Annotated in this window: 22 protein-coding genes; 15 read left to right on the top strand and 7 right to left on the bottom strand. The window is 64.0% G+C overall.

Annotated elements, in window-relative coordinates:
* Positions 1-7 precede the first annotated feature (7 nt).
* Genes nuoN through AC1DS5_RS12205 form a run of 4 tightly spaced genes read left to right on the top strand, consistent with a single transcriptional unit; the run spans position 8 to position 3,023 of the window.
* Complete coding sequence (nuoN, locus tag AC1DS5_RS12220; RefSeq protein ID WP_477718530.1) at positions 8-1,510, top strand: NADH-quinone oxidoreductase subunit NuoN; 1,503 nt, start codon at positions 8-10, stop codon at positions 1,508-1,510.
* A 10-nt stretch (positions 1,511-1,520) separates the two neighbouring features.
* Complete coding sequence (locus tag AC1DS5_RS12215; RefSeq protein ID WP_477718529.1) at positions 1,521-1,823, top strand: DUF2818 family protein; 303 nt, start codon at positions 1,521-1,523, stop codon at positions 1,821-1,823.
* A gap of 39 nt (positions 1,824-1,862) precedes the next feature.
* A complete protein-coding gene (locus AC1DS5_RS12210) occupies positions 1,863-2,477 on the top strand; it encodes an NUDIX domain-containing protein (RefSeq protein WP_477718528.1) in 615 nt (204 codons plus the stop codon).
* 21 nt (positions 2,478-2,498) lie between these two features.
* Positions 2,499-3,023, top strand: coding sequence for a DUF1178 family protein (locus tag AC1DS5_RS12205; RefSeq protein ID WP_477718527.1), 525 nt, complete (start codon positions 2,499-2,501; stop codon positions 3,021-3,023).
* Between the two features lie 273 nt (positions 3,024-3,296).
* Here AC1DS5_RS12205 and AC1DS5_RS12200 read toward each other — a convergent pair whose 3' ends face one another.
* Together AC1DS5_RS12200 and AC1DS5_RS12195 are read right to left on the bottom strand one after the other, a co-directional pair.
* Entirely contained in the window at positions 3,297-4,613 is a 1,317-nt protein-coding gene (locus AC1DS5_RS12200; RefSeq protein ID WP_477718526.1) for a Glu/Leu/Phe/Val family dehydrogenase, read from the bottom strand.
* 146 nt (positions 4,614-4,759) lie between these two features.
* Positions 4,760-6,556: an ABC transporter transmembrane domain-containing protein gene (locus AC1DS5_RS12195; RefSeq protein WP_477718525.1), complete on the bottom strand. Its 1,797-nt coding sequence runs from the start codon at positions 6,554-6,556 to the stop codon at positions 4,760-4,762.
* Between the two features lie 77 nt (positions 6,557-6,633).
* On the opposite strand from AC1DS5_RS12195, the gene AC1DS5_RS12190 reads away from it, so the two are divergent.
* The 4 genes from AC1DS5_RS12190 (at position 6,634) to AC1DS5_RS12175 (ending at position 11,869) form a co-directional block, all read left to right on the top strand.
* Positions 6,634-7,176: a MarR family winged helix-turn-helix transcriptional regulator gene (locus AC1DS5_RS12190; protein ID WP_477718524.1), complete on the top strand. Its 543-nt coding sequence runs from the start codon at positions 6,634-6,636 to the stop codon at positions 7,174-7,176.
* A gap of 91 nt (positions 7,177-7,267) precedes the next feature.
* Positions 7,268-8,707, top strand: a complete 1,440-nt coding sequence (locus tag AC1DS5_RS12185; RefSeq protein ID WP_477718627.1) for an efflux transporter outer membrane subunit — start codon at positions 7,268-7,270, stop codon at positions 8,705-8,707.
* Positions 8,708-8,803: 96 nt separating this feature from the next.
* Positions 8,804-10,195: an EmrA/EmrK family multidrug efflux transporter periplasmic adaptor subunit gene (locus AC1DS5_RS12180; RefSeq protein ID WP_477718523.1), complete on the top strand. Its 1,392-nt coding sequence runs from the start codon at positions 8,804-8,806 to the stop codon at positions 10,193-10,195.
* A gap of 105 nt (positions 10,196-10,300) precedes the next feature.
* Positions 10,301-11,869, top strand: coding sequence for a DHA2 family efflux MFS transporter permease subunit (locus AC1DS5_RS12175; RefSeq protein ID WP_477718522.1), 1,569 nt, complete (start codon positions 10,301-10,303; stop codon positions 11,867-11,869).
* 29 nt (positions 11,870-11,898) lie between these two features.
* On the opposite strand, the gene AC1DS5_RS12170 is transcribed toward AC1DS5_RS12175, so the two are convergent.
* Positions 11,899-12,807, bottom strand: coding sequence for a LysR family transcriptional regulator (locus AC1DS5_RS12170; protein ID WP_477718521.1), 909 nt, complete (start codon positions 12,805-12,807; stop codon positions 11,899-11,901).
* A gap of 160 nt (positions 12,808-12,967) precedes the next feature.
* Between AC1DS5_RS12170 and AC1DS5_RS12165 the strand changes: the two genes are divergently transcribed.
* The 5 genes from AC1DS5_RS12165 (at position 12,968) to AC1DS5_RS12145 (ending at position 15,613) form a co-directional block, all read left to right on the top strand.
* A complete protein-coding gene (locus tag AC1DS5_RS12165) occupies positions 12,968-13,198 on the top strand; it encodes a hypothetical protein (protein ID WP_477718520.1) in 231 nt (76 codons plus the stop codon).
* Positions 13,199-13,444: 246 nt separating this feature from the next.
* The gene (locus tag AC1DS5_RS12160; RefSeq protein WP_477718519.1) at positions 13,445-13,831 is read left to right on the top strand and encodes a RidA family protein; all 387 of its coding nucleotides are present in this window, start codon (positions 13,445-13,447) and stop codon (positions 13,829-13,831) included.
* Between the two features lie 106 nt (positions 13,832-13,937).
* Positions 13,938-14,366 carry a hypothetical protein gene (locus AC1DS5_RS12155; protein WP_477718518.1) on the top strand — a complete coding sequence of 143 codons (429 nt, stop codon included), beginning with the start codon at positions 13,938-13,940 and terminating at the stop codon, positions 14,364-14,366.
* A gap of 203 nt (positions 14,367-14,569) precedes the next feature.
* Entirely contained in the window at positions 14,570-14,857 is a 288-nt protein-coding gene (locus AC1DS5_RS12150; protein ID WP_477718517.1) for a DUF1330 domain-containing protein, read from the top strand.
* A 195-nt stretch (positions 14,858-15,052) separates the two neighbouring features.
* The gene (locus AC1DS5_RS12145; protein ID WP_477718516.1) at positions 15,053-15,613 is read left to right on the top strand and encodes an RBBP9/YdeN family alpha/beta hydrolase; all 561 of its coding nucleotides are present in this window, start codon (positions 15,053-15,055) and stop codon (positions 15,611-15,613) included.
* A gap of 16 nt (positions 15,614-15,629) precedes the next feature.
* On the opposite strand, the gene AC1DS5_RS12140 is transcribed toward AC1DS5_RS12145, so the two are convergent.
* Positions 15,630-16,727, bottom strand: coding sequence for a lipocalin-like domain-containing protein (locus AC1DS5_RS12140; protein ID WP_477718515.1), 1,098 nt, complete (start codon positions 16,725-16,727; stop codon positions 15,630-15,632).
* 118 nt (positions 16,728-16,845) lie between these two features.
* Between AC1DS5_RS12140 and AC1DS5_RS12135 the strand changes: the two genes are divergently transcribed.
* Positions 16,846-17,283 carry a universal stress protein gene (locus AC1DS5_RS12135; RefSeq protein WP_477718514.1) on the top strand — a complete coding sequence of 146 codons (438 nt, stop codon included), beginning with the start codon at positions 16,846-16,848 and terminating at the stop codon, positions 17,281-17,283.
* 132 nt (positions 17,284-17,415) lie between these two features.
* Here AC1DS5_RS12135 and AC1DS5_RS12130 read toward each other — a convergent pair whose 3' ends face one another.
* Together AC1DS5_RS12130 and AC1DS5_RS12125 are read right to left on the bottom strand one after the other, a co-directional pair.
* On the bottom strand, positions 17,416-17,670 hold the full coding sequence (locus tag AC1DS5_RS12130) for a hypothetical protein (protein WP_477718513.1): 255 nt from the start codon (positions 17,668-17,670) through the stop codon (positions 17,416-17,418).
* Between the two features lie 112 nt (positions 17,671-17,782).
* A complete protein-coding gene (locus AC1DS5_RS12125; RefSeq protein ID WP_477718512.1) occupies positions 17,783-17,998 on the bottom strand; it encodes a hypothetical protein in 216 nt (71 codons plus the stop codon).
* Here AC1DS5_RS12125 and AC1DS5_RS12120 point away from each other — a divergent pair.
* Entirely contained in the window at positions 17,997-18,140 is a 144-nt protein-coding gene (locus tag AC1DS5_RS12120) for a hypothetical protein (RefSeq protein WP_477718511.1), read from the top strand. The two genes, AC1DS5_RS12125 and AC1DS5_RS12120, sit on opposite strands and share 2 nt — an antisense overlap.
* A gap of 106 nt (positions 18,141-18,246) precedes the next feature.
* Here the strand turns inward: AC1DS5_RS12120 and AC1DS5_RS12115 are convergent, their stop codons facing one another.
* A complete protein-coding gene (locus AC1DS5_RS12115) occupies positions 18,247-20,889 on the bottom strand; it encodes an ABC transporter permease (RefSeq protein WP_477718510.1) in 2,643 nt (880 codons plus the stop codon).
* Positions 20,890-20,907 lie beyond the last annotated feature (18 nt).

Here is a 20,907-nt window from a genome sequence, read left to right as displayed (position 1 = left end):
AATTCAGATGATTGACAAACTCTCCTGGATCACGGTTTATCCTGAAATCGTCCTCGTGGTCATGGCCTGCGTGATTGCGCTACTGGATCTCGGGGTGAAAACCCCGCGCCGCACCGTTACCTATGTACTGACCTTGCTGACCCTGGCCGTGGTCGCTGCCATGGAAGCTTTCTATGCGCTGGGCGGTCAGACTTTTTACGGCTTTGGCAACATGGTGGTCAGCGACCCGATGGGCGGCTGGCTCAAGTGTTTTGCCAGCATCAGCCTGATGGTCACGCTGGTCTACAGCCGGCCTTATGCCGCCGATCGCGACATGTTGCGCGGTGGCGAGCTGTTCACGCTGGGCCTGTTTGCCTTGCTGGGCATGTTCGTGATGATCTCGGGTCATAACTTCCTCGTGATCTACATGGGCCTGGAGCTGATGACGCTGTCCAGTTACGCCCTGGTCGCCTTGCGCCGTGACAATGCCACCGCCACGGAAGCTGCCATGAAGTACTTTGTGCTGGGTGCGCTGGCGTCCGGCTTTCTGTTGTACGGCCTGTCGATGCTGTATGGCGCGACCGGCTCGCTGGACCTCAATGAGGTCTTCAATGCCATCGCCAGCCGGCAGGTGAAGCACCAGGTGCTGGTGTTTGGCCTGGTATTCATCGTGGCTGGCCTGGCGTTCAAACTCGGCGCCGTGCCTTTCCATATGTGGTTGCCCGACGTCTACCACGGCGCGCCGACTGCTATCACCCTGCTGATTGGCGGTGCGCCGCAGCTGGCGGCCTTTGCAATCTGCATTCGCCTTCTGGTGGAAGGTCTGTTGCCCCTGGCGATTGACTGGCAGCAGATGCTGGCGTTGCTGGCCATCGGCTCGCTGCTCATTGGAAACCTGGCTGCCGTGGCGCAATCCAACCTCAAGCGCATGCTGGCGTTCTCAACGATTTCGCAGATGGGGTTCCTTCTGCTCGGCCTGCTGTCCGGCGTGGTCAACGGCAACCAGATGAATACCGAAACGGCCTACAGTGCGGCAATGTTCTATGCGGTGACCTATGTGCTCACCACGCTGGGCGCTTTCGGCATCATCCTGTTGCTGGCCCGTGCCGGGCATGAGTCTGAAGAAATCACCGACCTCGCCGGCCTCAACCAGCGCAGCCCGCTGTATGCCGGGGTCATGGCAATTGCCATGTTCTCGCTGGCCGGGCTGCCGCCGCTGGTCGGGTTTTATGCCAAGCTGGCGGTGCTGCAAGCGCTGATTTCATCGCAGCTGACCAGCTATCTGTTGCTGGCCATTTTTGCGGTGATGATGTCGCTGATCGGCGCGTTCTACTACCTGCGTGTGGTCAAGGTGATGTACTTTGATGCGCCCGAGAGCCACAATGCGCAGCCGATCTCGGCGCCGGCAGACGCCAAGGCCGTGCTGGCTGTCAATGGCGCGCTCATTCTGATCCTGGGCATTGTCCCCGGTGGCCTGATGACCTTGTGCGCACAGTCCGTCAGCAGCATCGTCAAGTCGCTGGGAAGCTAGGCCTTCCCTCATGAGCCAGACCGTTTCAGTCTGGGTGGTTGTGTTGCTGGCTTTGCTGTTGGCCAATCTGCCCTTCGTCAGCAACCGCCTTTTCGGGGTGTTTGCGCTCAAGACACCCAAAAATCTGGCGGTGCGATTGCTGGAACTGCTGGTCTGGTACCTGATCACGGGCGGTGTGGGTCTTTTTCTGGAGCAACGCGCCGGTCAAATCGCGCCGCAGGGCTGGGAGTTTTATGCCATCACGGGCACACTCTTCATTACCTTTGCATTTCCCGGTTTCACCTGGCGTTACCTGTTCAGGCATCGCTCATGAATCGCTCATGAGCCTGCTGTCGCAGGCAAGGAAAGCAGCATGGACTCCAGCAAATTGAGCGAAGTGAGTAAATTGAGCGAATTCAGCCATCTGACCGAGACGCCAGTCGGCTCCGAAGACATCCTCAAGGGGAATTTTCTTCATGTCCGCCGCGATACCGTCCGACTGCCTGATGGCACCCACACTGAGCGCGAGTACGTTATCCACCCTGGCGCTGTGATGATCGTGGCGCAACTCGATGATGGCCGGCTGGTGCTGGAGCGCCAATACCGTTATCCGATGGGCTCCGTCATGATTGAGTTTCCTGCCGGCAAGCTGGATGCCGGCGAGGCATCGCTGGCGTGTGCGCAGCGTGAGCTGCTGGAGGAGACCGGCTATACCGCGCGGCAGTGGGCGCGAGCCGGTGTGCTGCACCCGGTGATTTCCTACTCTACCGAATTCATTGACATCTGGTTTGCCCGCGACCTCACGCTGGGAAGCCGGCAACTGGACAGCGGCGAATTCCTCGAAGTGTTCACCGCGACGCCGGCCGAACTGTTGGCCTGGTGCGGCAATGGGCGGGTGACCGATGCAAAGACCCTCACCGGCGCCTTGTGGTTGCAAAACGTGCTGTCGGGGCTATGGGCATTGGACTGGCAAACCACCGCGCCGTAGCGACCTTGCGATAATCCGCTCATGAAAGTCCTGAATCTCCAGTGTGCGCACCAGCATTCCTTTGAAGGCTGGTTTGCGTCTGAGGACGATTTTCAGACGCAACTGGCGCGTGGATTGGTTGAATGCCCGATGTGTGCCGACAAGGGCATTCACAAGCTGCCCAGCGCACCACGGCTCAATCTCGGCGGGCACCCGGCCCCGGCCGCAGTGGGCCAGGGGCCGCAGGAGGCACAATCCACCGCGCCTGCTCCGCGCGTCCGGGAAGGCGCTGCAGCATCTCGCGGGGACGCCCTGACCAGTGTGGTGGCCGGTGCAAGCCCTGCCGAACAGGCCGCCTTCCTCAAAGCGTTGCGCCATGTAGTGGCTCATACCGAGGACGTTGGTGAACGCTTTGCCGACGAAGCAAGGCGCATGCACTACGGCGAGGCCGAGGCACGCAGCATTCGCGGCCAGGCCAGCGCGCGCGAAGCCGTGGAGCTGGTGGAAGAGGGCATTGATGTCATGCCCTTGCCACTGCCCCTGGCCGTCAAGGAAACCCTGCAGTGAAATTGGCCCCCACGGTCGCTCACTTCGTGTAGCTCCCTGCCCCCCGAGGGGGCCGCTGCGCCTGCGGTCTGGCAAAGCCAGTCCCGCGGCCCCTGCTGGTGAAGAGGGAGTCGCCCACGGTCGCTCACTTTGTGTAGCTCCAGCCCCTCGGGGGCCGCTGCGCCTGCGGCCCGGCTGAGCCGGTTCCGCGGCCCTTGCTTAAAGTGTCGAGCCGCCAAAGTCGTTCATTGCACTCAGCTCTTTGGCGCGATGGGCTCCTCTTGACTCAGCGACTCAGGGGTACAGACCGCGCAGCTGGCGGGTATGCAGGATGCGTTTGCAGGCTACGATAAACGTCGCGGTACGCAGCGTTACCTTGTGGTCCTGCGCGACTTGCCAGACACCTGCGAAAGCCTCTTTCATGATGCGGACCAGGCGTGCGTTGATCTCGCCCTCGTCCCAGAAAAAGCTGGAAAAGTCCTGCACCCATTCAAAATAACTGACGGTCACGCCACCGGCGTTGGCAATCACGTCGGGCAGCACCAGTACATTGCGTTCCTGAAGGATGTCGTCGGCTTCGGGCGTGGTCGGGCCGTTGGCGCCTTCGATGATCATGCGTGCCTTGATGCGGCCGGCGTTGGCGGCCGTGATCTGCTCTTCCAGCGCAGCCGGAATCATGATGTCGCAGTCGACTTCCCAGAACAGATCATTGGCAATCACTTCCGCGTTCGGGAAGCCTCCCACGCTGCCGGTTTCGGCCACATGCCTGATCAGGGCTGGCACGTCCAGACCGGCTTCGCGGTAAATCGTGCCGCCATGATCCTGGACGGCCACGACACGCGCCCCCATTTCATGGAACAGCCTGCCGGCGACGCCGCCCACGTTGCCGAAGCCCTGCACCGCGACCCGCGATTTGCTGACGTCCAGGTCGATGTGCTTGGCCGCTTCCATACCCACCGTGAACACGCCGCGGCCGGTGGCATCGCGGCGCCCCAGTGAGCCCCCCAGATCGACCGGCTTGCCGGTGACCACCCCGGTTGACGTGGAGCCCGTGTTCATCGAGTAGGTGTCCATCATCCACGCCATGACCTGCTCGTTGGTATTCACATCGGGCGCCGGAATGTCCTTGGTGGGGCCGATGATGATGCCGATCTCGCTGGTGTAGCGCCGTGTGATACGCTCCAGCTCGCCCAGCGAGACGGTTTTGGGATCGACGCGTATGCCGCCCTTGGCGCCGCCGAAAGGCACGTTCACCGCCGCGTTCTTGATGGACATCCAGGCCGACAGCGCCATCACTTCCGACAGTGTCACATCCTGGTGGAAGCGCACGCCGCCCTTGCCGGGACCACGCGACACGTTGTGCTGCACCCGGTAGCCCTCAAAGTGCGCAATGGTGCCGTCGTCCATGTTGATGGGCACATCGACAACCAGGATGCGCTTGGGCCGCTTGAGCGTTTCTGCCCACCGACCCAGGCTGCCCAGGTGCGGTATCACGCGATCCACCTGCTGTAGGTAGTTGCCCCAGGGCCCGAGCTTGTCGGCCTGCAGGTAAGAAGGAAGCGAATGGGTGCCTGGTGCGGCGCTTGCGCTGGGGGTGGATGCTCGTGACATGCAAAATCTCCTTGTGGAACAGTCAGGTCGCCAAGCTTAGAAGCCGCGAGTCAAACTGTCCAAGGCATTGTTCGGTCATCGTCATGCAAAAAATGCATAGATGCGATTTTGCGATTCCCGGGCCTGGACAGGCTGCCCAGCCCAGCTCAGACGTTGAACTGCAGCGCCGCCAGCCGTGCATACACGCCGCCACGGTTCACCAGTTCGGCATGCGTTCCTTGCTCGACCAGCCGGCCGTGGTCGAGCACGACGATGCGGTCGGCCTGCTGCACCGTGGCCAGGCGGTGGGCAATCACCAGCGTCGTCCGCCCCTTCATGGCCGACTCCAGTGCGGCCTGCACCATGCGCTCGCTTTCCGCATCCAGTGCGCTGGTGGCTTCATCCAGCAGCAGCAGCGGCGAATTCTTCAGCATGGCCCGCGCAATCGCAATGCGCTGGCGCTGCCCGCCCGACAGCCGCACGCCGCGCTCGCCCAAAAAGGTGTCGTAGCCTTCCGGCAGCGCGCTGATGAATTCATGCGCAAAGGCCGCGCGCGCCGCCGCCCTGGTTTCCTCATCGCTGGCGCCGGGCTTGCCATAGCGGATGTTCTCCAGCGCGCTGGTGGAGAAAATCACCGCGTCCTGCGGCACGATGCCGATGCGCTGGCGCAGGTCCTGCAGTGCCATGTCAGACGTTGCAACACCGTCCAGTTCAATGCGGCCCGAGGCCGGGTCATAAAAGCGCAGCAGCAGCTGGAACACGGTACTTTTGCCGGCGCCGCTGGGCCCCACAATGGCCACGGTCTGGCCGGGCGCCACGCTCAGAGTGAGCTCACTCAAGGCCGCCTGCGCCGGGCGCGACGGGTAATGAAACGTCACGGCTTCAAATTTAATGGCGCTGCCTGAGCGTATCTCGGGGGGCGCGGCTGGTTTCGACGGTGAAACAACCGGCGAGCGGGATGCCAGCAGCTCCATCAGGCGCTCGGTCGCACCGGCCGCGCGCAGCAGGTCCCCATAGACCTCGCCCAGCACCGCCGAGGCGCTGGCCAGGATGATCACATAGACCACGGTCTGGCCCAGGTGGCCGGCGCTGATGTCGCCGCGCATCACCGCCTGGGTGCCCTGGTACAGGCCCCAGAGCAGGGCCGCCGACGTGGCAATGATGATGAACGCCACCAGCACCGAGCGTGCCCTGGTGCGCCGTATGGCGGTGTTGAAGGCGTTGGTGGTGGACAGGTCGAAACGCGCGGCCTCCCGTGACTCGGCGGTATAGCTCTGCACCACGGGAATGGCATTCAGCACCTCCGCTGCGATCGCGCTGGAGTCGGCTACCCGGTCCTGGCTGGCACGCGAGAGTTTGCGCACGCGCCGCCCGAACCACACCGAGGGCGCCACGATCAGCAGCAGGACGCCAAGCACCTGAACCATCAGGTAGGGGTTGGTGTAGACCAGCATGCCCAGCGCGCCGACACCCATCACGGCGTTGCGCAAACCCATGCTCAGCGACGAGCCCACCACGGTCTGCACCAGTGTCGTGTCGCCGGTCAGGCGCGACAGCACCTCGCCGGTTTGCGTGGTTTCAAAGAATTCGGGGCTTTGCCGCACCACATGCGAGTACACCGCATTGCGCAGGTCGGCCGTGACCCGTTCGCCGAGCCAGCTGACCATGTAAAAGCGGCCTGCAGAAAAAAGCCCCAGCGCGGCGGCAACGGCAAACAACTCGAAAAAGTGGGTGCGCAGCGCCATCAGTTGGGAGCCCTTGTCCGTCACGTTCAGGCCGCCATCGATGAGGCTGCGCAGCGCCAGCGGAAAGACCAGCGTGGCCACGGCCGCCATGACGAGAAAAAACAGCGCCAGCGCAATCCGGCCGCGGTAAGGGCGCAGAAAGGGCACGAGGCCCGACAGGGAGCGGGGCGAGCCCTTGGTTGCAGCGGAACGGGTCATCGATGAGGAGGAGGTAGCCATCCTGCAAGTCTAGCCGTTAAAGATGCCATCGCAAACACAGCCTTGACAATATTTGCTTAGGCATGTATTATTTGCCCATGGCTTCAAAAAGCAAATCAACCGACAACTCAAACCCATTCGTCGACGCGCTTTCGTGCCCGCTGGTGGAGTTTTACCGTGCCGAAGGCTACAAGCCGGACGACAGCGTCGGCTACCTGATGCGCCGCATCATTGCCTTGATTGCCCAGGGCGTGGAGCGCGAACTTGAGCCCAAGGGCCTGACCAACGCGCAGTGGGTGCCGCTGCTCAAGCTCTACATGGGCCGGGCTTCGACGGTGGCCGAACTGGCGCGCACGTGCGAGCTGGATGCCGGCTCCATGACGCGCCTGCTGGACCGGCTGGAGGCCAAGCAGCTATGCCGCCGGGTTCGCTCCTCGGACGACCGGCGGGTGGTCAATCTGGAGTTGACAGACGCGGGCCGCACCGCTGCCCAGGAAATCCCCGCCATCCTCAGCCGCGTCCAGAACGCTCATCTTGCCGGCTTCTCGGTCGAGGAATGGCAAACCCTCAAAAGCTATTTGCGCCGCATTCTTGACAACGCGCAAACCATTCAAGCCTCGGTGGAAAAAAATGAGAAGTGAAACAAACGCCCCTTCACCTTCAATAACCGGCCCGGTGACTGCGCCCGAGGGCAGGTCAAAGCGTTTGCCGCTCTGGCATGCGTCCGTGCGCATGGCCCTGGTGACGGCGGCCGGCCTGGTGGCCGCGAGCCTGATGGCCACGGGCCTCACCGGCTGCGCCGACATGTCCGGCATCGCGCCGCAGTCCAGCCTGCGCGATGCGCCTTCGCTGGGCCTGAACGCCGATGCGGCAGCAGGGCAGACAGGCGTCGCCGCCGAGTGGTGGCGCGACTTTGGCGACGAGCAACTCAATGGCCTGATTGCCCAGGCGCTGCAAAGCAGCCCCAGCCTGAAGCTTGCACAGGCCCGCCTGGCACGGGCCCAGGCCGTGATGGAAGTGGCGGATGCCGCCACCTTGCCGCAGCTCAATGGCCAGATCGACCTGACACGCCAGCGCTACACCGCCAACGGCGCGGTGCCCCCACCGCTGGCGGGCGCCATCCGCGACAGCGGCACGGTTCAGCTCAACGCCAGCTGGGAACTTGATTTCTTTGGAAAAAACCGCGCCGCACTGGATGCCGCCCTGGGCAGCGCCCATGCGGCCGAGGCCGACGCACAGGCCGCGCGCGTGCTGCTTGCCAGCAATGTAGCCCGCAGCTACTTTCAGCTGGCTCGCCTCCACGAGCAGGCCTTTGTTGCGCGCCGCACGCTGGCGCAGCGGGAAGAAACCCTCAAGCTGGTGCAGGACCGCGTCGCTGCCGGGCTCGACACCCGGCTCGAGCTGCGCCAGAGCGAGGGCGGCCTGCCGGAGGCGCGCCTGCAACTGGAGACGGTGAAGGAGCAGATCGCCCTGACGCGCAACGCGCTGGCGGCCCTGGTTGGGCAAACCGGCAGCGCCCTGGCCCAGAATCCAACCGCACTGGCAGCTATTAAAACTGTAGCATTGGCGCCGACCATTCCGGCAGACCTGCTAGGCCGCCGGGCCGACATTGCCGCCGCGCGCTGGCGTGTCGAAGCCGCGTCCAAAGACGTGGTGAATGCGAAGACACAGTTCTATCCCAATATCAACCTCGTTGCCTTTGCCGGTTTTTCCAGCATTGGCCTGGGCCGTCTGCTTGACGCCGGCAGCCAGCAGTGGGGCGTAGGCCCGGCGCTGCGCCTGCCGATTTTTGATGCGGGCCGGTTGCGCGCCAACCTGCGCGGCAAGACCGCCGACCTTGATGCCGCCGTCGAAAGCTACAACGCCGCCGTGATTGATGCGGTGCGTGACGTGGCCGACCAGGTGGCCTCATCGCAGGCCATTGGCCGTCAGCAGGCCGAGCAGCGTTCCGCGCAGGAGGCCGCAGAGGGCGCTTATGAAATTGCCGTGCAGCGTTACCAGGCTGGCCTGGGCAACTACCTCAATGTGCTGACGGCCGAAACCAGCGTGCTGACCCAGCGCCGCCTGGCGGTTGACCTGGCCGCCCGCGCGCTGGACACGCAGGTGGCGCTGATGCGCGCACTGGGTGGCGGTTACACGCCAACGTCAGTAATCGCTACCCGAGCGCTATAAAACCCGTAGCTTCTTTCGTCCGTGTTTGTTGGGCCAGAGGCCTGGTTGACCTAGTTGACCTAATAGACCTAATTGACTTAATTGATCAGGAACATCATGACAACTCCAGAATCCTCGCCATCCGCAGCTTCTTCTGACGCACCCTTGCAACCGGCCGCCGGCAACCCCCGGCGCAAGAAAGCGCTGACCGCGCTGGCCAGCGTGGTGCTGGTCGCCGGCCTGGGCTGGGCCGCCTACGAGTACCTCGTGGCCAGCCATTACGAGTCGACCGACAACGCCTACGTGCAAGGCAACGTGATCCAGATCACGCCGCAGATCGGCGGCACCGTCATGGCCATCATGGCCGACGACACCGACTTCGTGAAGGCCGGCCAGACGCTGGTGCAGCTCGATCCGGCCGACGCCAAAGTGGCACTCGACCAGGCCGAAGCCGCGCTGGCCCAGGCGGTGCGCCAGGTGCGCACGCTCTACGCCAACAACGGCACGCTGGCCGCCCAGATTGCGCTGCGTGACGCCGACGTGGCCCGGGCCCGCAGCGATATTGCCCGCGCCACCGATGACCTCAACCGCCGCCAGTCGCTCACCGGCAACGGCGCCGTGTCGAAAGAAGAACTCAACCACGCGCAGACGCAGCTGGCCAACGCCAAAAGCGCGCTGGCAGCAGCGCAAGCCGGCGTGGTGGCCGCGCGCGAGCAGCTCACCAGCAACCAGGCCTTGACCGAGGGGACCAGCATCGAGCAGCACCCCAGCGTGCAGGTGGCCGCCGCCAAGGTGCGCGAGGCCTACCTCGCCACACAGCGCGCCGGCCTGCTCGCTCCGGTGGACGGCTACGTGGCCAAGCGCACAGTGCAGCTCGGCCAGCGCGTGGCGGCCGGCACGCCCATGATGTCCATCATTCCGCTCAACCAGGTCTGGGTGGATGCCAACTTCAAGGAAGTGCAATTGCGGAATATCCGCATCGGCCAGCCGGTGACGCTGGTGGCCGACCTGTATGGCAAAAAAATCCAATACAAAGGCACGGTAGCGGGGCTGGGTGTCGGCACGGGCGCGGCCTTTTCGCTGCTGCCGGCGCAAAACGCCACCGGCAACTGGATCAAGGTGGTGCAGCGCGTGCCGGTGCGCATTGCGCTCGACGCCAGGCAACTGGCCGACAACCCGCTGCGGGTGGGTTTGTCGATGGACGCGGAAGTCGACGTCAGCCACAAGGATGGCAAAACGCTGGCCGACGCGCCGCGCGATGCGGCCCAGGCGCACACGCAGACCTATGGCAGGCAGGACGACGCCGCCAATGCGGATGTGCGGCGCGTGATTGCGGCCAACAGCGGCAAGGCGCTCAAACCGGCCAAGGCCGCCGCCGTCGGCACGTCGGCCCAACCACCGGGCGATGCCCCCACGGCGGATCAGATCGGCAGCGAAGCGCAGGGCCTGCCATTCACGCAGGCGCTGTCGGTTGCCAGCAGCCGCGCGGCGCAGCGGCAGGCGCACTAAGCCCCGTTCGAGCCCCGTTCCCCTGTTATTTCCCGCAGCTCCGCACGGCGCGCAACCTCCACGGCCTGCCTTGTCCTGCTCCTGCTGCTTACTCATTGGGTTTTCATGGCTTCAGCACCTGCCCCTGCCTACATCCAGCCGCCGCCGCTGACGGGCTCTGCCCGCCTGTGGGGCACGCTGGCGCTGTCGGCCGCCACCTTCATGAACGTGCTCGACACGTCGATTGCCAACGTCTCCCTGCCGGCCATTGCCGGCGACCTGGGCGTGAGTCCCAACCAGGGCACCTGGGTCATCACCAGCTTTGGCGTGGCCAACGCGATCGCCGTGCCGCTCACCGGCTGGCTGTCGCAGCGGTTCGGCCAGGTGCGCCTGTTCACGGCCAGCGTCATGCTGTTTGTGCTCACGTCATGGCTGTGCGGCCTGGCCCCCAACATGACCACGCTGATCTTCTTTCGTGTCCTGCAGGGGCTGGTGGCGGGCCCGATGATTCCGTTGTCGCAGTCACTGCTGCTGTCGAGCTACCCCAAGGCGCTGGCGGGGCTGGCCATGGCGCTCTGGTCCATGACCACGCTGGTCGCGCCTGTCATGGGGCCGCTGCTGGGCGGCTGGATCACCGACAACATTTCCTGGCCCTGGATTTTTTACATCAACATTCCCGTGGGCTTTGGCGCGGCCTTCATCACCTGGAGCATCTTCAGGAAGCGCGAAAGCGTGACCCGCAAGCTGCCGATCGACTCGGTCGGCCTGGCGCTGCTGGTGATCTGGGTGGGTGCGCTGCAGATCATGCTCGACAAGGGCAAGGAGCTCGACTGGTTTCACTCCGGTGAAGTGGTGGCCCTGGGCATTGTTTCGCTGGTGGGCCTGATTGCCTTCGTCATCTGGGAACTCACCGAAGAGCATCCGGTGGTTGACCTGACGCTGTTCAAGCGGCGCAACTTCTGGGCAGGCGCGGTGGCGCTGTCGGTGGGGTACGGCCTCTTTTTTGGCAACGTGGTGCTGCTCCCGCTGTGGCTGCAGCAGTACATGGGCTACACCGCCACACAGGCTGGCATGGTGATGGCGCCGGTGGGGGCCATGGCTCTGCTGCTGTCACCGCTGGTCGGCAAAAACATCGCCAGGGTGGACCCGCGCCGCTTCGCGGCTTTTGCCTTCGTGGTCTTCGCGCTGGTGCTGTGGATGCGTTCCAACTTCAACACCCAGGCTGATTTCAACACCATCCTGATACCCACCATCATCCAGGGTGTGGCCATGGCTTTCTTCTTCATCCCGCTGGTCACCATCACGCTGTCGGGCATCTCGCCCGAGAAGATTCCGGCGGCTTCGGGCCTGTCGAACTTCGTGCGCATCACGGCGGGCTCCTTCGGCACCTCAATCGCCACCACGATCTGGCAAGACCGCGCGGCCATGCACCATGCCCAGATCAGCGAATACGTCAACCAGGGCAGCACCGCTACCAACAGTGCACTGACGGGCCTGGCCGGGGCCGGGCTGACGCCCGACCAGGCGCTGGGCACCATCAATCGCCTGGTGGACCAGCAGGCCTACATGCTGGCGGCGAATGATGTGTTCTATGTGTCCGCGCTGATTTTCCTGTTGCTGATTCCGCTGGTGTATTTGACGCGGCACGCCAAGGCCGGGGCAGGGAGTTCGGATGCTGCGGCGGGGGCGCATTGAGGAACGACATGGGCCAACGGCCACTTTTTTCAGGCTTCCCCGGCCTTCCCGACATTTCCCGTTTTTGAAGGCCGGGCCGCCTGCTGGTTGCCCACGGCGCCTTTGGCGGCCTGCCGCAGGCCGGCCAGGGCGGGTTCCAGCACTGCCATGTCTGCGTCTGCCGCATAAACGGCGTAAGCCGGGTACAGGAATTCGGGCGCCCCGGGCACCCGGTGCAGTCGTCCTTCCTTCAGGTGGCTACGCACGACGTTTTGCCGGAAATAGCCCGCCCCGCCGACGGTAAGCAGGTAGCCCAGTCCCAGCGGCCCCAGGCTGGACGACACGCCGACGCTCGAAAGCCCGGGAAAGGCCAGGCTGTGCTGCGCGGCAAACTCGCTGCCCCAGTCCACGTACACATAGTCGGCCGCCTGCGGCGCCTGGGCGCCGGGGGTCGTCGTGACCAGCACCAGCTTTTCCTCGATCAGCAGCTCGATCCGCAGGCCGGGCCGCTGCCGCGGTGCATAGGCGATGACGATGTCCAGCGTACCGTTGGCTACGCGCTCCAGCAAATCCTCCGCGACGCCGACCTCTGCGCGCAGCGCGAGATCCGGCGCGCTGTCGCGCATCCCGAGCAGCCAGTCGAGCATCAGCGGATCCCATAGGCTGATTTCACAGCCCACCGTGACCAGCGCGCGGCGCCCCGGCGGCACCGCCATCTGCTGGCGGGCCCGCTCCCAGACCTGCACCATCGTCATGGCATGGCGAACGAACTGCTCACCGGCCGACGTCAGCGATGCCCCGGCGCGGTTTCTCACGAAGAGCGTGCGCCCCAGCAGCTCCTCCAGCGTTTTCACCCGCGCGCTGATCGCGGTCTGGGTGACATGCAGGCGTTCGGCGGCCTGGGCAAAGCTGTGGCAGGAGACGATCTCGAGGAAAGTGCGGGCGAGGTTGATATCCACAGAGGGGCTCCAGCGCCGGGAAATGGCTATATAAAGCAAATTTTATGCATTGAAAAGCAATATAAGTCATCTTATTTTTTAATGGTAAACCCTATAATTGCGATGTGGCCCCTGTCCGGCAACGCCCCGTTGCCCTCATGCCCACCAGAAAGGAACTTCCATGAACCGTACCGTACTTTTCGCCAGCAATGCCTCGGTCGACCATGCGCCTCTGGGCCAGCCGTCGGCTTCCTTGCTCGTCCACAAGGTCGTGCAACTGATCAATAAGGGCCTGCTTGTTGCATTGGCGCCACGCCAGCGCGATGCCAGCCAGGCCCATCCCTGGCTGTCTGACCGTATCCAGCGCAACATGGGCGCCCGCGCTCGCCGCCTGATGCGCGCAGATTACTGAACGTTTTCCGCCGTTTCTGACCGCGCATGGTGCCGCTGGCCGGCCTTTGCGCACCTTCCTGCCTTCCTTCCCGTTGTAGCTCAAGTGCCGGTGACGGTGTTCGGGCCGGACTCAGGCCGCCTGCGAACGCATCTTGGCGATGCGCGCCGGAATGGGAATAATGCTCGTGATGACCCTCCCCGAGGCGTCATGAACGCGGCTCTTTGAGCCGTTTGTCTTCCCCGACCAGTTTGTGCGGAGGTAGCCATGAGCAAGACAATTGTGCGGACCGACGAGGCGCCAGCCCCTGTAGGCCCTTATTCGCAGGGGTTAGTTCTTGATGGCTGGATCTGGACATCCGGCCAGGTCGCACTGGATCCTTCAACCGGGAAAATCGTTGGGCAGGATGCGGCGACGCAGGCAGACCGCGCTTTAAGCAACATCGAGGCCATTCTGAAGGCCGGCGGGTCCAGTCTCGGGCAAGTCGTCCGTGCCACGGTGTATTTGACGAACATGGACGACTTTGCCGCAGTGAATGCGGTCTATGCCCGGTACTTTCCGAGTGCATTTCCTGCCCGGTCATGTGTTGAAGTGTCCCGTTTGCCGCTGGGCGCGCTGGTGGAGATCGACGTCATAGCCAGAGTCACCGCCTGACCCGTTTTCTGTTTTCTGGCATGCTCCACGCAGTCGGGCGCGGCATTCGATTCTTTTTTCCGGCGACGGTGCTTCCTGCGCTGGTGCGACATGAAGCTGCTGCGACATGAAGCAAGCGCAAAACGTGGCACAGATGTGGCGCAGGTTTCACCTATACGGTCAAATTCCGCAGGTTTTGCGGCAGGCATTGCGGCAGGCCGCAGAAAATCACTCCGTGTTGAAGTATCGAATCCTGCAACTGCCCACTCTCGCCCTCACCCTCGGCCTCGCCGTTGTCCTGCAAGGCTGTGTGTATGTACCCCGAACGACGCAGGTCTTCGACCCCGAGTGCCAGAGGGTGTCCAACCACATGGTCCTGCAGGAGGTCCAGGTGGCGGCCATCCATAGCTGCGCCAACGAAGCTTGCATCGCCCTCGTTGTTGGCGCCGGCATCTTCACTGCAGCCTCGGTGGTGGTTTCCGGGCCCATCGTTGTCGCAGGTAATGTTGCCTACTGGTTCGAAAACAAGGCCCAATGCCAAAGGGCTCAACCCTGATTCGGTGCAACAGCTCGAATCGTCCCCGACTGAGCGGGCATGCCGCGGGAGGGACGTGCCCGATTGTCGATGAGCGCTGAGTAGCACTGAGCCAGTATCAGGTACAGCATTCAACGCAACGGTGTATCAACCCGTGGGCAGCCACGCTGGACAGCCAACCCGGTTTGCCGCACGATGTATGGCCTTCTTTCGGGAGAAAAATCATGTCTGCCTACCTCATTGCCGACACCCACATCACCAACCCTCAGATCTACGACGAATACAAGCGACAAGTGGCGCCTTTGGTTGCAAAGTTTGGCGGGAGGTTTCTGGTGCGCGGCGGTCACCACGAACTTCTCGAGGGGAATCTTCCGGTGCAGCGCCTCGTGGTGATCGAGTTCCCGAGCATGCAGGTATTGAAGGCCTGGTATCACTCGCCGGAGTACGCGCCCCTGCTCGCCATGCGTCAACCGGCAGCAACCGATCATCTCATTGCCGTTGAAGGCTGCTAGCCCGAACCCTCCGTACCGGCCTTGAACGACGTGTAAGCATGTTTAGCGACGTTCAACAAAGCGTGCAGGCTGTGGCCCAAGTGAGCTCCCCAATATCAACGACCAACGACCAACGACCAACGCAAGGTGGAGGTGCCCCGTGACGGCGTACCACCTTGATGTGTGCCTTTCCCGCTTCAGCGAAAGGAGCCCGGAATGCGTGATATCAACGACTTTGACATTCTGATACTGCCTGGCGGGCACAACTCGGGGCCCGATCACTGGCAGACGCACTGGGAAGCGGCGTTCCCCAACATGCACCGTGTCGAGCAGGACGACTGGGAGGCGCCCGTCTACGCGGATTGGTCCCGCCGGCTCACCGAGGCCGTCAGCCGCTGCGAGCGGCCCGTTTTGCTGGTCGCCCACAGTCTTGGGACGGCGCTGGCCACCCGCTGGTCGCAGGAGGCGGACACCGAGGCGGTAGCCGGGGCCTTTCTGGTCGCTACGTCCGACATCGACCGACTCGCCGGAACGCCCGGGCAGTTTATGCGCGGCTTTGACCCCATCATCATGAATCGGCTTCCGTTTCCGTCTGTCGTGCTTGCCAGTCGCAACGATGACCGCGTCACTTTCGAGCGGGCCCAAGCCTTCGCGACCGCCTGGGGTTCGCGCCTCATCGACGTCGGATCCCTGGGCCATATCGGATCGGCGGAAAAGCTCGGTCTCTGGCCGCAAGGGCTGGTCTGGTTCGGCCAGTTCATGGCCTGCGTCGGATGACCTCACCGCCGGCCCGCTACAGCCGAAGCCGCTGTGCGTAACCCGTCATCTCCAGGTAGCCGCGGCCCACGCGTTTGCCGTTGCTGTCGATCAGCTCGCTCAGGCCTTCCCAATACACCGCGCCGGTTGACAGCCGGCTGTCGAGTTCCTGGTTGTCTATCACGGCCCTGACGGTGTAAAAGTCGGCGGGTGTGCGGACTATCCATTCGACCGGGTAGGTCGTTTGCGTCAGCGGGCTCTTCCAGCTGCGCACGGGTTTGAAAATCACTTCACCCCGGCTGAAGGTGTGCAGCCCGGCTTTCGGCGACCTGAACGAGCCGCCGTCCCATAGCGCACTGCCGTCCTTGTGCCGCAGCTGGAAGGCGGTGAGGGCGCTGCCATCGTCCAGGTTCATGCCTATCCAGTCCCAGCCGGTCGCGCCGGGATGCAGCAGTTCCTCGCTCCACTCATGGTCCAGCCAGGCCTTGCCCGTGACGTCAAACACCTGGCCCTTGAGTTCCAATTTCCCGCGGGTGGCCAGCTGCGGCTGGCTGTAGTAGTAACTTGCCTGCTGTTCCTGCGGCCCTTTGCGCGAAAGCCCCTGCCTGCCTTGCAGCAGCACGGCCTGGGTTTCTTCAAATTGCAGCTTCAGGGCAAAGTCTGAAGCCGGCAACTCCGCGCTGTAGCGGCTGGCCTGGCCCTGCAGCGACCAGTCGCGCAGCTTGATGTGCATGTCCGCTTCGCTGGCAAAAGCCACGCCAAAGCCGTCACGCGCAATGCGCTGGTCATGCCAGAGCTTTTTGCCCTGCACGTCGGTGATGGCCGCATGCGCGAAGAGCAGTTGCCTGGCCGCAAACCTTGACGCCATGCCCTGGGTGCCCTCAACCCGTGAGCGGAAAAATGTGAGCTGAAAACCGAACTCCCGCCCGCCGCCTGCGGTCGCGTGCCCGGTGATGTACCACCACTCGGTGCGAAAGTCCGGGTGCGAGCCGAAGTCGCGCGGAAACTGCATTGCTCTCAGCGGTAAGGCGCACGCCGGCCCGGTCCAGGCCAGGCCCGCCAGGCCGGTCGCCAGCAGGAAGCGGCGCCGCGGCATGCCGTGCGTGATGCAGGCGGGCGTCGTGGGAGGGCTCATGTCTTGATTCTCGCAGCAGTGCGCCTGGCGTGGCAGCGGCCGGGCGGCGTAGTTGCATGGAGCCACTGGAAGGTCTATGCTTGAAACTGCACGAGTCACTCTAGTCAGGAGGTGCACCATGTACAAGCGGATTTTGCTGGCGTACGACGGCTCCAAGTCAGGGCAAAAGGCCTTGCTGGACTGTCGGGAAATTGCGCAGTGGAGCCAGGCATCAGTAAACCTGATTGCCGTCACACCGCTCTACATGCAGGTGATGGGCGTCGAAGGCGGCATTTATGACAGCGGCCTTGCCGAGCAGGAGAAAGAAAAGTACCAGGCCATTCTGGACGAAGGCTTGAACCAGCTGGTCAGCGCCGGCTACCAGGCTCGTGGGGAAGTGCTACTCGGTGAAACCGTGGATGAAATCACCAAATATGCCAAAAAGATAGAGGCCGACCTGATCGTGGTGGGCCACAAGCATCTGGACGGGTGGGCTGCCCGCTGGTGGCGCGGCTCGGTTTCAAAATCGCTGATCGAGCACGCACCCTGCAGTGTGCTCGTGGTCATCATTCATTGAGCCGCTGGGTCTGCGGCTCCGCGCCGCCTTATCCCGTTTCCAAATCAAGCGTGAACGCGAAGGCTCGCCGCAGACAGTGCTATAGCACGGCAAGGCGGGCCGACAAAGTGCACGTTTGATTTGGAAATGGAATTAGCGGCCCCGCGCCTGGTGGGGCACCACAGTGTGGCGCTGGCCGGTTTGCGGCCTTGCCGGCTGGTCGTCATGGAGGTGTTTGCGCGATCGCGGTGGCGGCGCCGGCTGGATTCTGGCCACGGCGGCCCGGGTCTGGGGAGGGCCTGAAAAATAGGCATTCAGTTGCGCACTCAGCGCGTCCCAGTTCGGCACCAGCCAGATGACCAGCAGGCACAGCAGGGCCAGAACAATTGCCGCAAACAGGATGTTCATTGCACACCTCCTAAAAGCCAACAGCTTGATCTGCATGCGCTAGCAGATGCCCGCATGCTACCCCTGTTGGCGGTGTTGTGCACCCGAATTTTGCGGTCCGGTCTTTTGGGTTTTACGCGCTCTGGCCCGGCGGCGCAGTCTGGAAAACAATTTCGCCGCTGGGCACATGAATGACCCGGACTTGCTGGCGCGTCGGATCGGCCACGCTTTTGACTGCCACGGCGACCGCCAGCGAGCAGTTCCCGTACAGCGGCTTGAACGACGAACACGGCAGCAGGCTGCCGCTGAGCGGGTCTCTGCTTTCAATGCGGAATTGGGCGGACGACATGACGAAGACCTCCTCAATTAAAACCATCTCAAAACCAGACAAGACTCAAAGGTATGAAAACCTGCGCATCACCGCCATTGTGAAGGCATCAGGCGATGCCATGATGACAATTCAGCGTCAGAACTGTGACGAGCGTAAATAAAAGAAAACGGGCATGCACCTGCAAAGGTGAATTAGCCGTCGCCAGACGGCGAGGGCGCGGCCGGCGCGGCGGCCGCAGGGCTGCCAGGGACGGACTACCCGGCGGGCTACCAGTCTTCCTTGACGGCCAGCACGGCATCCTTGCCAGCCGCCGCCCGCCCCGCCAGCCAGGCGGTCAGCGTGCCCGCCACCACGACCGCCGCGCACAGGGCCAGCAGCCGCAGCCATGGCAGCATCAGGTCCATGGTCCAGTGAAAGCTTTGCGGATTGACCACGTGAACCAGTATGGTGGACACCGCCAGGCCCAGCGCCAGGCCAGCCAGCGCGCCGACCACCGTCCAGGCCGCTCCTTCGCCCGCCACCACCGTCAGGATTTGCCGCCGGGTCAAACCCAGATGCGCCAGCAGGCCAAATTCCTTTCGGCGTGCCAGAACCTGTGCACTGAAGCTCGCGGCCACGCCAAAAAGCCCGATGGCAATCGCCACGGCCTGCAGCCAGTAGGTCACTGCAAAACTGCGGTCAAAGATCCTGAGCGAGATGGCGCGAAGCTGGCTGACGGACGCCAGCTCCAGCAGGGTGCCCGCTCCCGGCTGCTGCTCGGCCAGCCGGCGTACTGCCTGCTGCACCTGGGCCTCGCCCACATCACCGTTCAGCCACAGCGCCACGTCGTTGACGCGCCGGTCGCCGGTCAGGCGCTCAAAGTCCTGCTGCGCCATCACGATCGTGCCAAACTGGCGCGCGTAATCACGCCAGACGCCGGCCACAAAAAATGGCGTGGCAAATGACGTGGCCAATGGCGCGGTAAATGGCGCGGCACCCGGAGCTGCCGGGCGGGTTGAGTTTGCAGGCGAATCGGGAGCTGGTGGTGCCCGGTTTTCCGGGGTGTAAGCGCCAAAAGCCTGTGAAAGTGGAAGAAACACGCTGCCCGGCCGGGCGCCATACAGATCCACCATCGCTTCACTGACATAGATGCCCGCATGCCCGGGTGGCACCGGCAGCGGGCTGCCCACCAGCGGCAGCGTGGTGGCCGCATCGCCGATAGCGCGCGCAATCAGGGTGACGGCTGGTTTTCCCGGGTCCAGCAGCAACTGCCTGGTGCGCAGGGCGCTCACGCGCGCCACGCCGGGCAGGCGGGCCAGCGCCTCGACAAAGCCGGGCGGGAAATAGGCGGTGTCGCTGGCCGGGCCGCCTAGACCCGTGCGCACATACAGGTCGGCGGGCAGCACCACGTCCAGCCAGTGCGTGACCGAGTCGCGGAAACTCGCCACCATCACGGTCAGCGCCACGGCCAGGCTTAGCGACGCCACCACGCCGCTGACGGCCACGGCCGCGCTTTCGCGCACACGGCGCGCGCGCTCGACGGCCAGCAGCGGCAGCAGGCGGTGGGCCACCCAGGGGCTGAGCCTGCCATACAGCAGCGCAATCAGCCAGGGCAGGGCGGTGATGCCGCCCACCAGCAAGGCGCCGACAGACAGGTAAGCCGCCAGCGGAATGCCAAATACCGGCGGCGCCATTGCCAGAAGGGCGCTGGCAGCTATCAACATGACACTCAACCAGCGCGCAGAGCCGGCGCCGGTGGCCAGTCCCAGCCCCTTGAGGGTTTGTGCCGGCGGCAACCGCTGGGCGGTGCGCGCCGGCCACCAGCCGCCCACGCCGGCCGCCGCCACGCCGAGCGCGCCATAGACCAGGGCTGCCCAGCCGTTCCACTGCAGGGTGGGGGCGACACCGGCGAAATAACCGCCACCCAGGTCCCCGCCCAGAAGACGCAGCGCCAGATCGGCCAGCGCGCTGCCCAGCGCAATGCCCGCGGCGCTGCCCACCAAGCCCAGCAGCAGCGATTCAGCCAGCACCAGCCGCAGGCGTTCGCGGCCCGTCAGGCCCAGCACGCCGAGCAGTGCGAAGTGCTGGGCGCGCTTGGCCACGCTGAGCGACAGCACCGAGAACACCAGAAACGCACCGGTGAACAGGGCCACCAGCGCCAGCACGGTCAGGTTGACCCGGTAGGCGCGCGACAGGTTGCTCACGCGTTGCGCGGCGTCCCCGGGGGCGGTCGCGGTGATGTGGGGCGGCAGCTGCAGCGAGGCGGCGAAGCTTGCCGCATCACTGCCGGCTTTCAGGCGCACGTCAATTCGCGACAGCTGGCCGCCCTTGCCAAACAGGTCCTGTGCGGCGGCGATGTCCATCACGCCCAGCGGGCCGCCGCCCGTGCTCACGCTGCCGGTGACCGTGACGCTTTTCCATTGCAGGCCGCTTTGCAGTTGCAACTGGGCGCCTTTGAACACCTGGCGGGCGGCGGGATTGAGAAAAATCGTGTCCGGCGCAAACAGCGCAAAACGGTCCGTCGCCGCGACCGCGGCATCCGAAGCCGGAACCGGCATCAGCGCCGGGGCAATGCCGGCCACCACCAGTGCATCGACGCCGACGATGCGCAGGGCCTGCCGCTCTCCCTTGCCGCCCAGTGCGTAGGTGGCCAGTTCCAGCACCGGGCTGGCGAGTGCCACCTGGGGATGGTTGGCCACCTGCCGGTAAAGCGCTTCATCAAAGCCGCCCTGCACAGCCCGCAGTTCCAGGTCAGGCTGGCCGTTGACGGCGCGCACGGCCTGGGAAAACTCGCTGAGCGCCGAAGCATTGATCAGGTGCACCGAAAACGCCAGGGCCACGCCCAGCATGACGGCGACCACGGCGGCGCCGTTGCGCCATGGGTGGTAGCGCAGTTCCTTCCAGGAGAATGTTTGCAAAAGGGCGAACACAGTTCCTGCATTGTGAGG

This window comes from Polaromonas sp. P4_H1 (assembly GCF_056400945.1).
Note: the sequence above shows the minus strand (reverse complement) of the source record. Positions and strands in the feature narration are given on the sequence as shown.

Coding starts and splice junctions, on each gene's coding strand:
- nuoN (WP_477718530.1), top strand. CDS start 8: ATGATTGACAAACTCTCCTGGATCACGGTTTATCCTGAAATCGTCCTC.
- AC1DS5_RS12215 (WP_477718529.1), top strand. CDS start 1,521: ATGAGCCAGACCGTTTCAGTCTGGGTGGTTGTGTTGCTGGCTTTGCTG.
- AC1DS5_RS12210 (WP_477718528.1), top strand. CDS start 1,863: ATGGACTCCAGCAAATTGAGCGAAGTGAGTAAATTGAGCGAATTCAGC.
- AC1DS5_RS12205 (WP_477718527.1), top strand. CDS start 2,499: ATGAAAGTCCTGAATCTCCAGTGTGCGCACCAGCATTCCTTTGAAGGC.
- AC1DS5_RS12200 (WP_477718526.1), bottom strand. CDS start 4,613: ATGTCACGAGCATCCACCCCCAGCGCAAGCGCCGCACCAGGCACCCAT.
- AC1DS5_RS12195 (WP_477718525.1), bottom strand. CDS start 6,556: ATGGCTACCTCCTCCTCATCGATGACCCGTTCCGCTGCAACCAAGGGC.
- AC1DS5_RS12190 (WP_477718524.1), top strand. CDS start 6,634: ATGGCTTCAAAAAGCAAATCAACCGACAACTCAAACCCATTCGTCGAC.
- AC1DS5_RS12185 (WP_477718627.1), top strand. CDS start 7,268: ATGGCCCTGGTGACGGCGGCCGGCCTGGTGGCCGCGAGCCTGATGGCC.
- AC1DS5_RS12180 (WP_477718523.1), top strand. CDS start 8,804: ATGACAACTCCAGAATCCTCGCCATCCGCAGCTTCTTCTGACGCACCC.
- AC1DS5_RS12175 (WP_477718522.1), top strand. CDS start 10,301: ATGGCTTCAGCACCTGCCCCTGCCTACATCCAGCCGCCGCCGCTGACG.
- AC1DS5_RS12165 (WP_477718520.1), top strand. CDS start 12,968: ATGAACCGTACCGTACTTTTCGCCAGCAATGCCTCGGTCGACCATGCG.
- AC1DS5_RS12160 (WP_477718519.1), top strand. CDS start 13,445: ATGAGCAAGACAATTGTGCGGACCGACGAGGCGCCAGCCCCTGTAGGC.
- AC1DS5_RS12155 (WP_477718518.1), top strand. CDS start 13,938: ATGAAGCAAGCGCAAAACGTGGCACAGATGTGGCGCAGGTTTCACCTA.
- AC1DS5_RS12150 (WP_477718517.1), top strand. CDS start 14,570: ATGTCTGCCTACCTCATTGCCGACACCCACATCACCAACCCTCAGATC.
- AC1DS5_RS12145 (WP_477718516.1), top strand. CDS start 15,053: ATGCGTGATATCAACGACTTTGACATTCTGATACTGCCTGGCGGGCAC.
- AC1DS5_RS12140 (WP_477718515.1), bottom strand. CDS start 16,727: ATGAGCCCTCCCACGACGCCCGCCTGCATCACGCACGGCATGCCGCGG.
- AC1DS5_RS12135 (WP_477718514.1), top strand. CDS start 16,846: ATGTACAAGCGGATTTTGCTGGCGTACGACGGCTCCAAGTCAGGGCAA.
- AC1DS5_RS12130 (WP_477718513.1), bottom strand. CDS start 17,670: ATGAACATCCTGTTTGCGGCAATTGTTCTGGCCCTGCTGTGCCTGCTG.
- AC1DS5_RS12120 (WP_477718511.1), top strand. CDS start 17,997: ATGACGAAGACCTCCTCAATTAAAACCATCTCAAAACCAGACAAGACT.
- AC1DS5_RS12125 (WP_477718512.1), bottom strand. CDS start 17,998: ATGTCGTCCGCCCAATTCCGCATTGAAAGCAGAGACCCGCTCAGCGGC.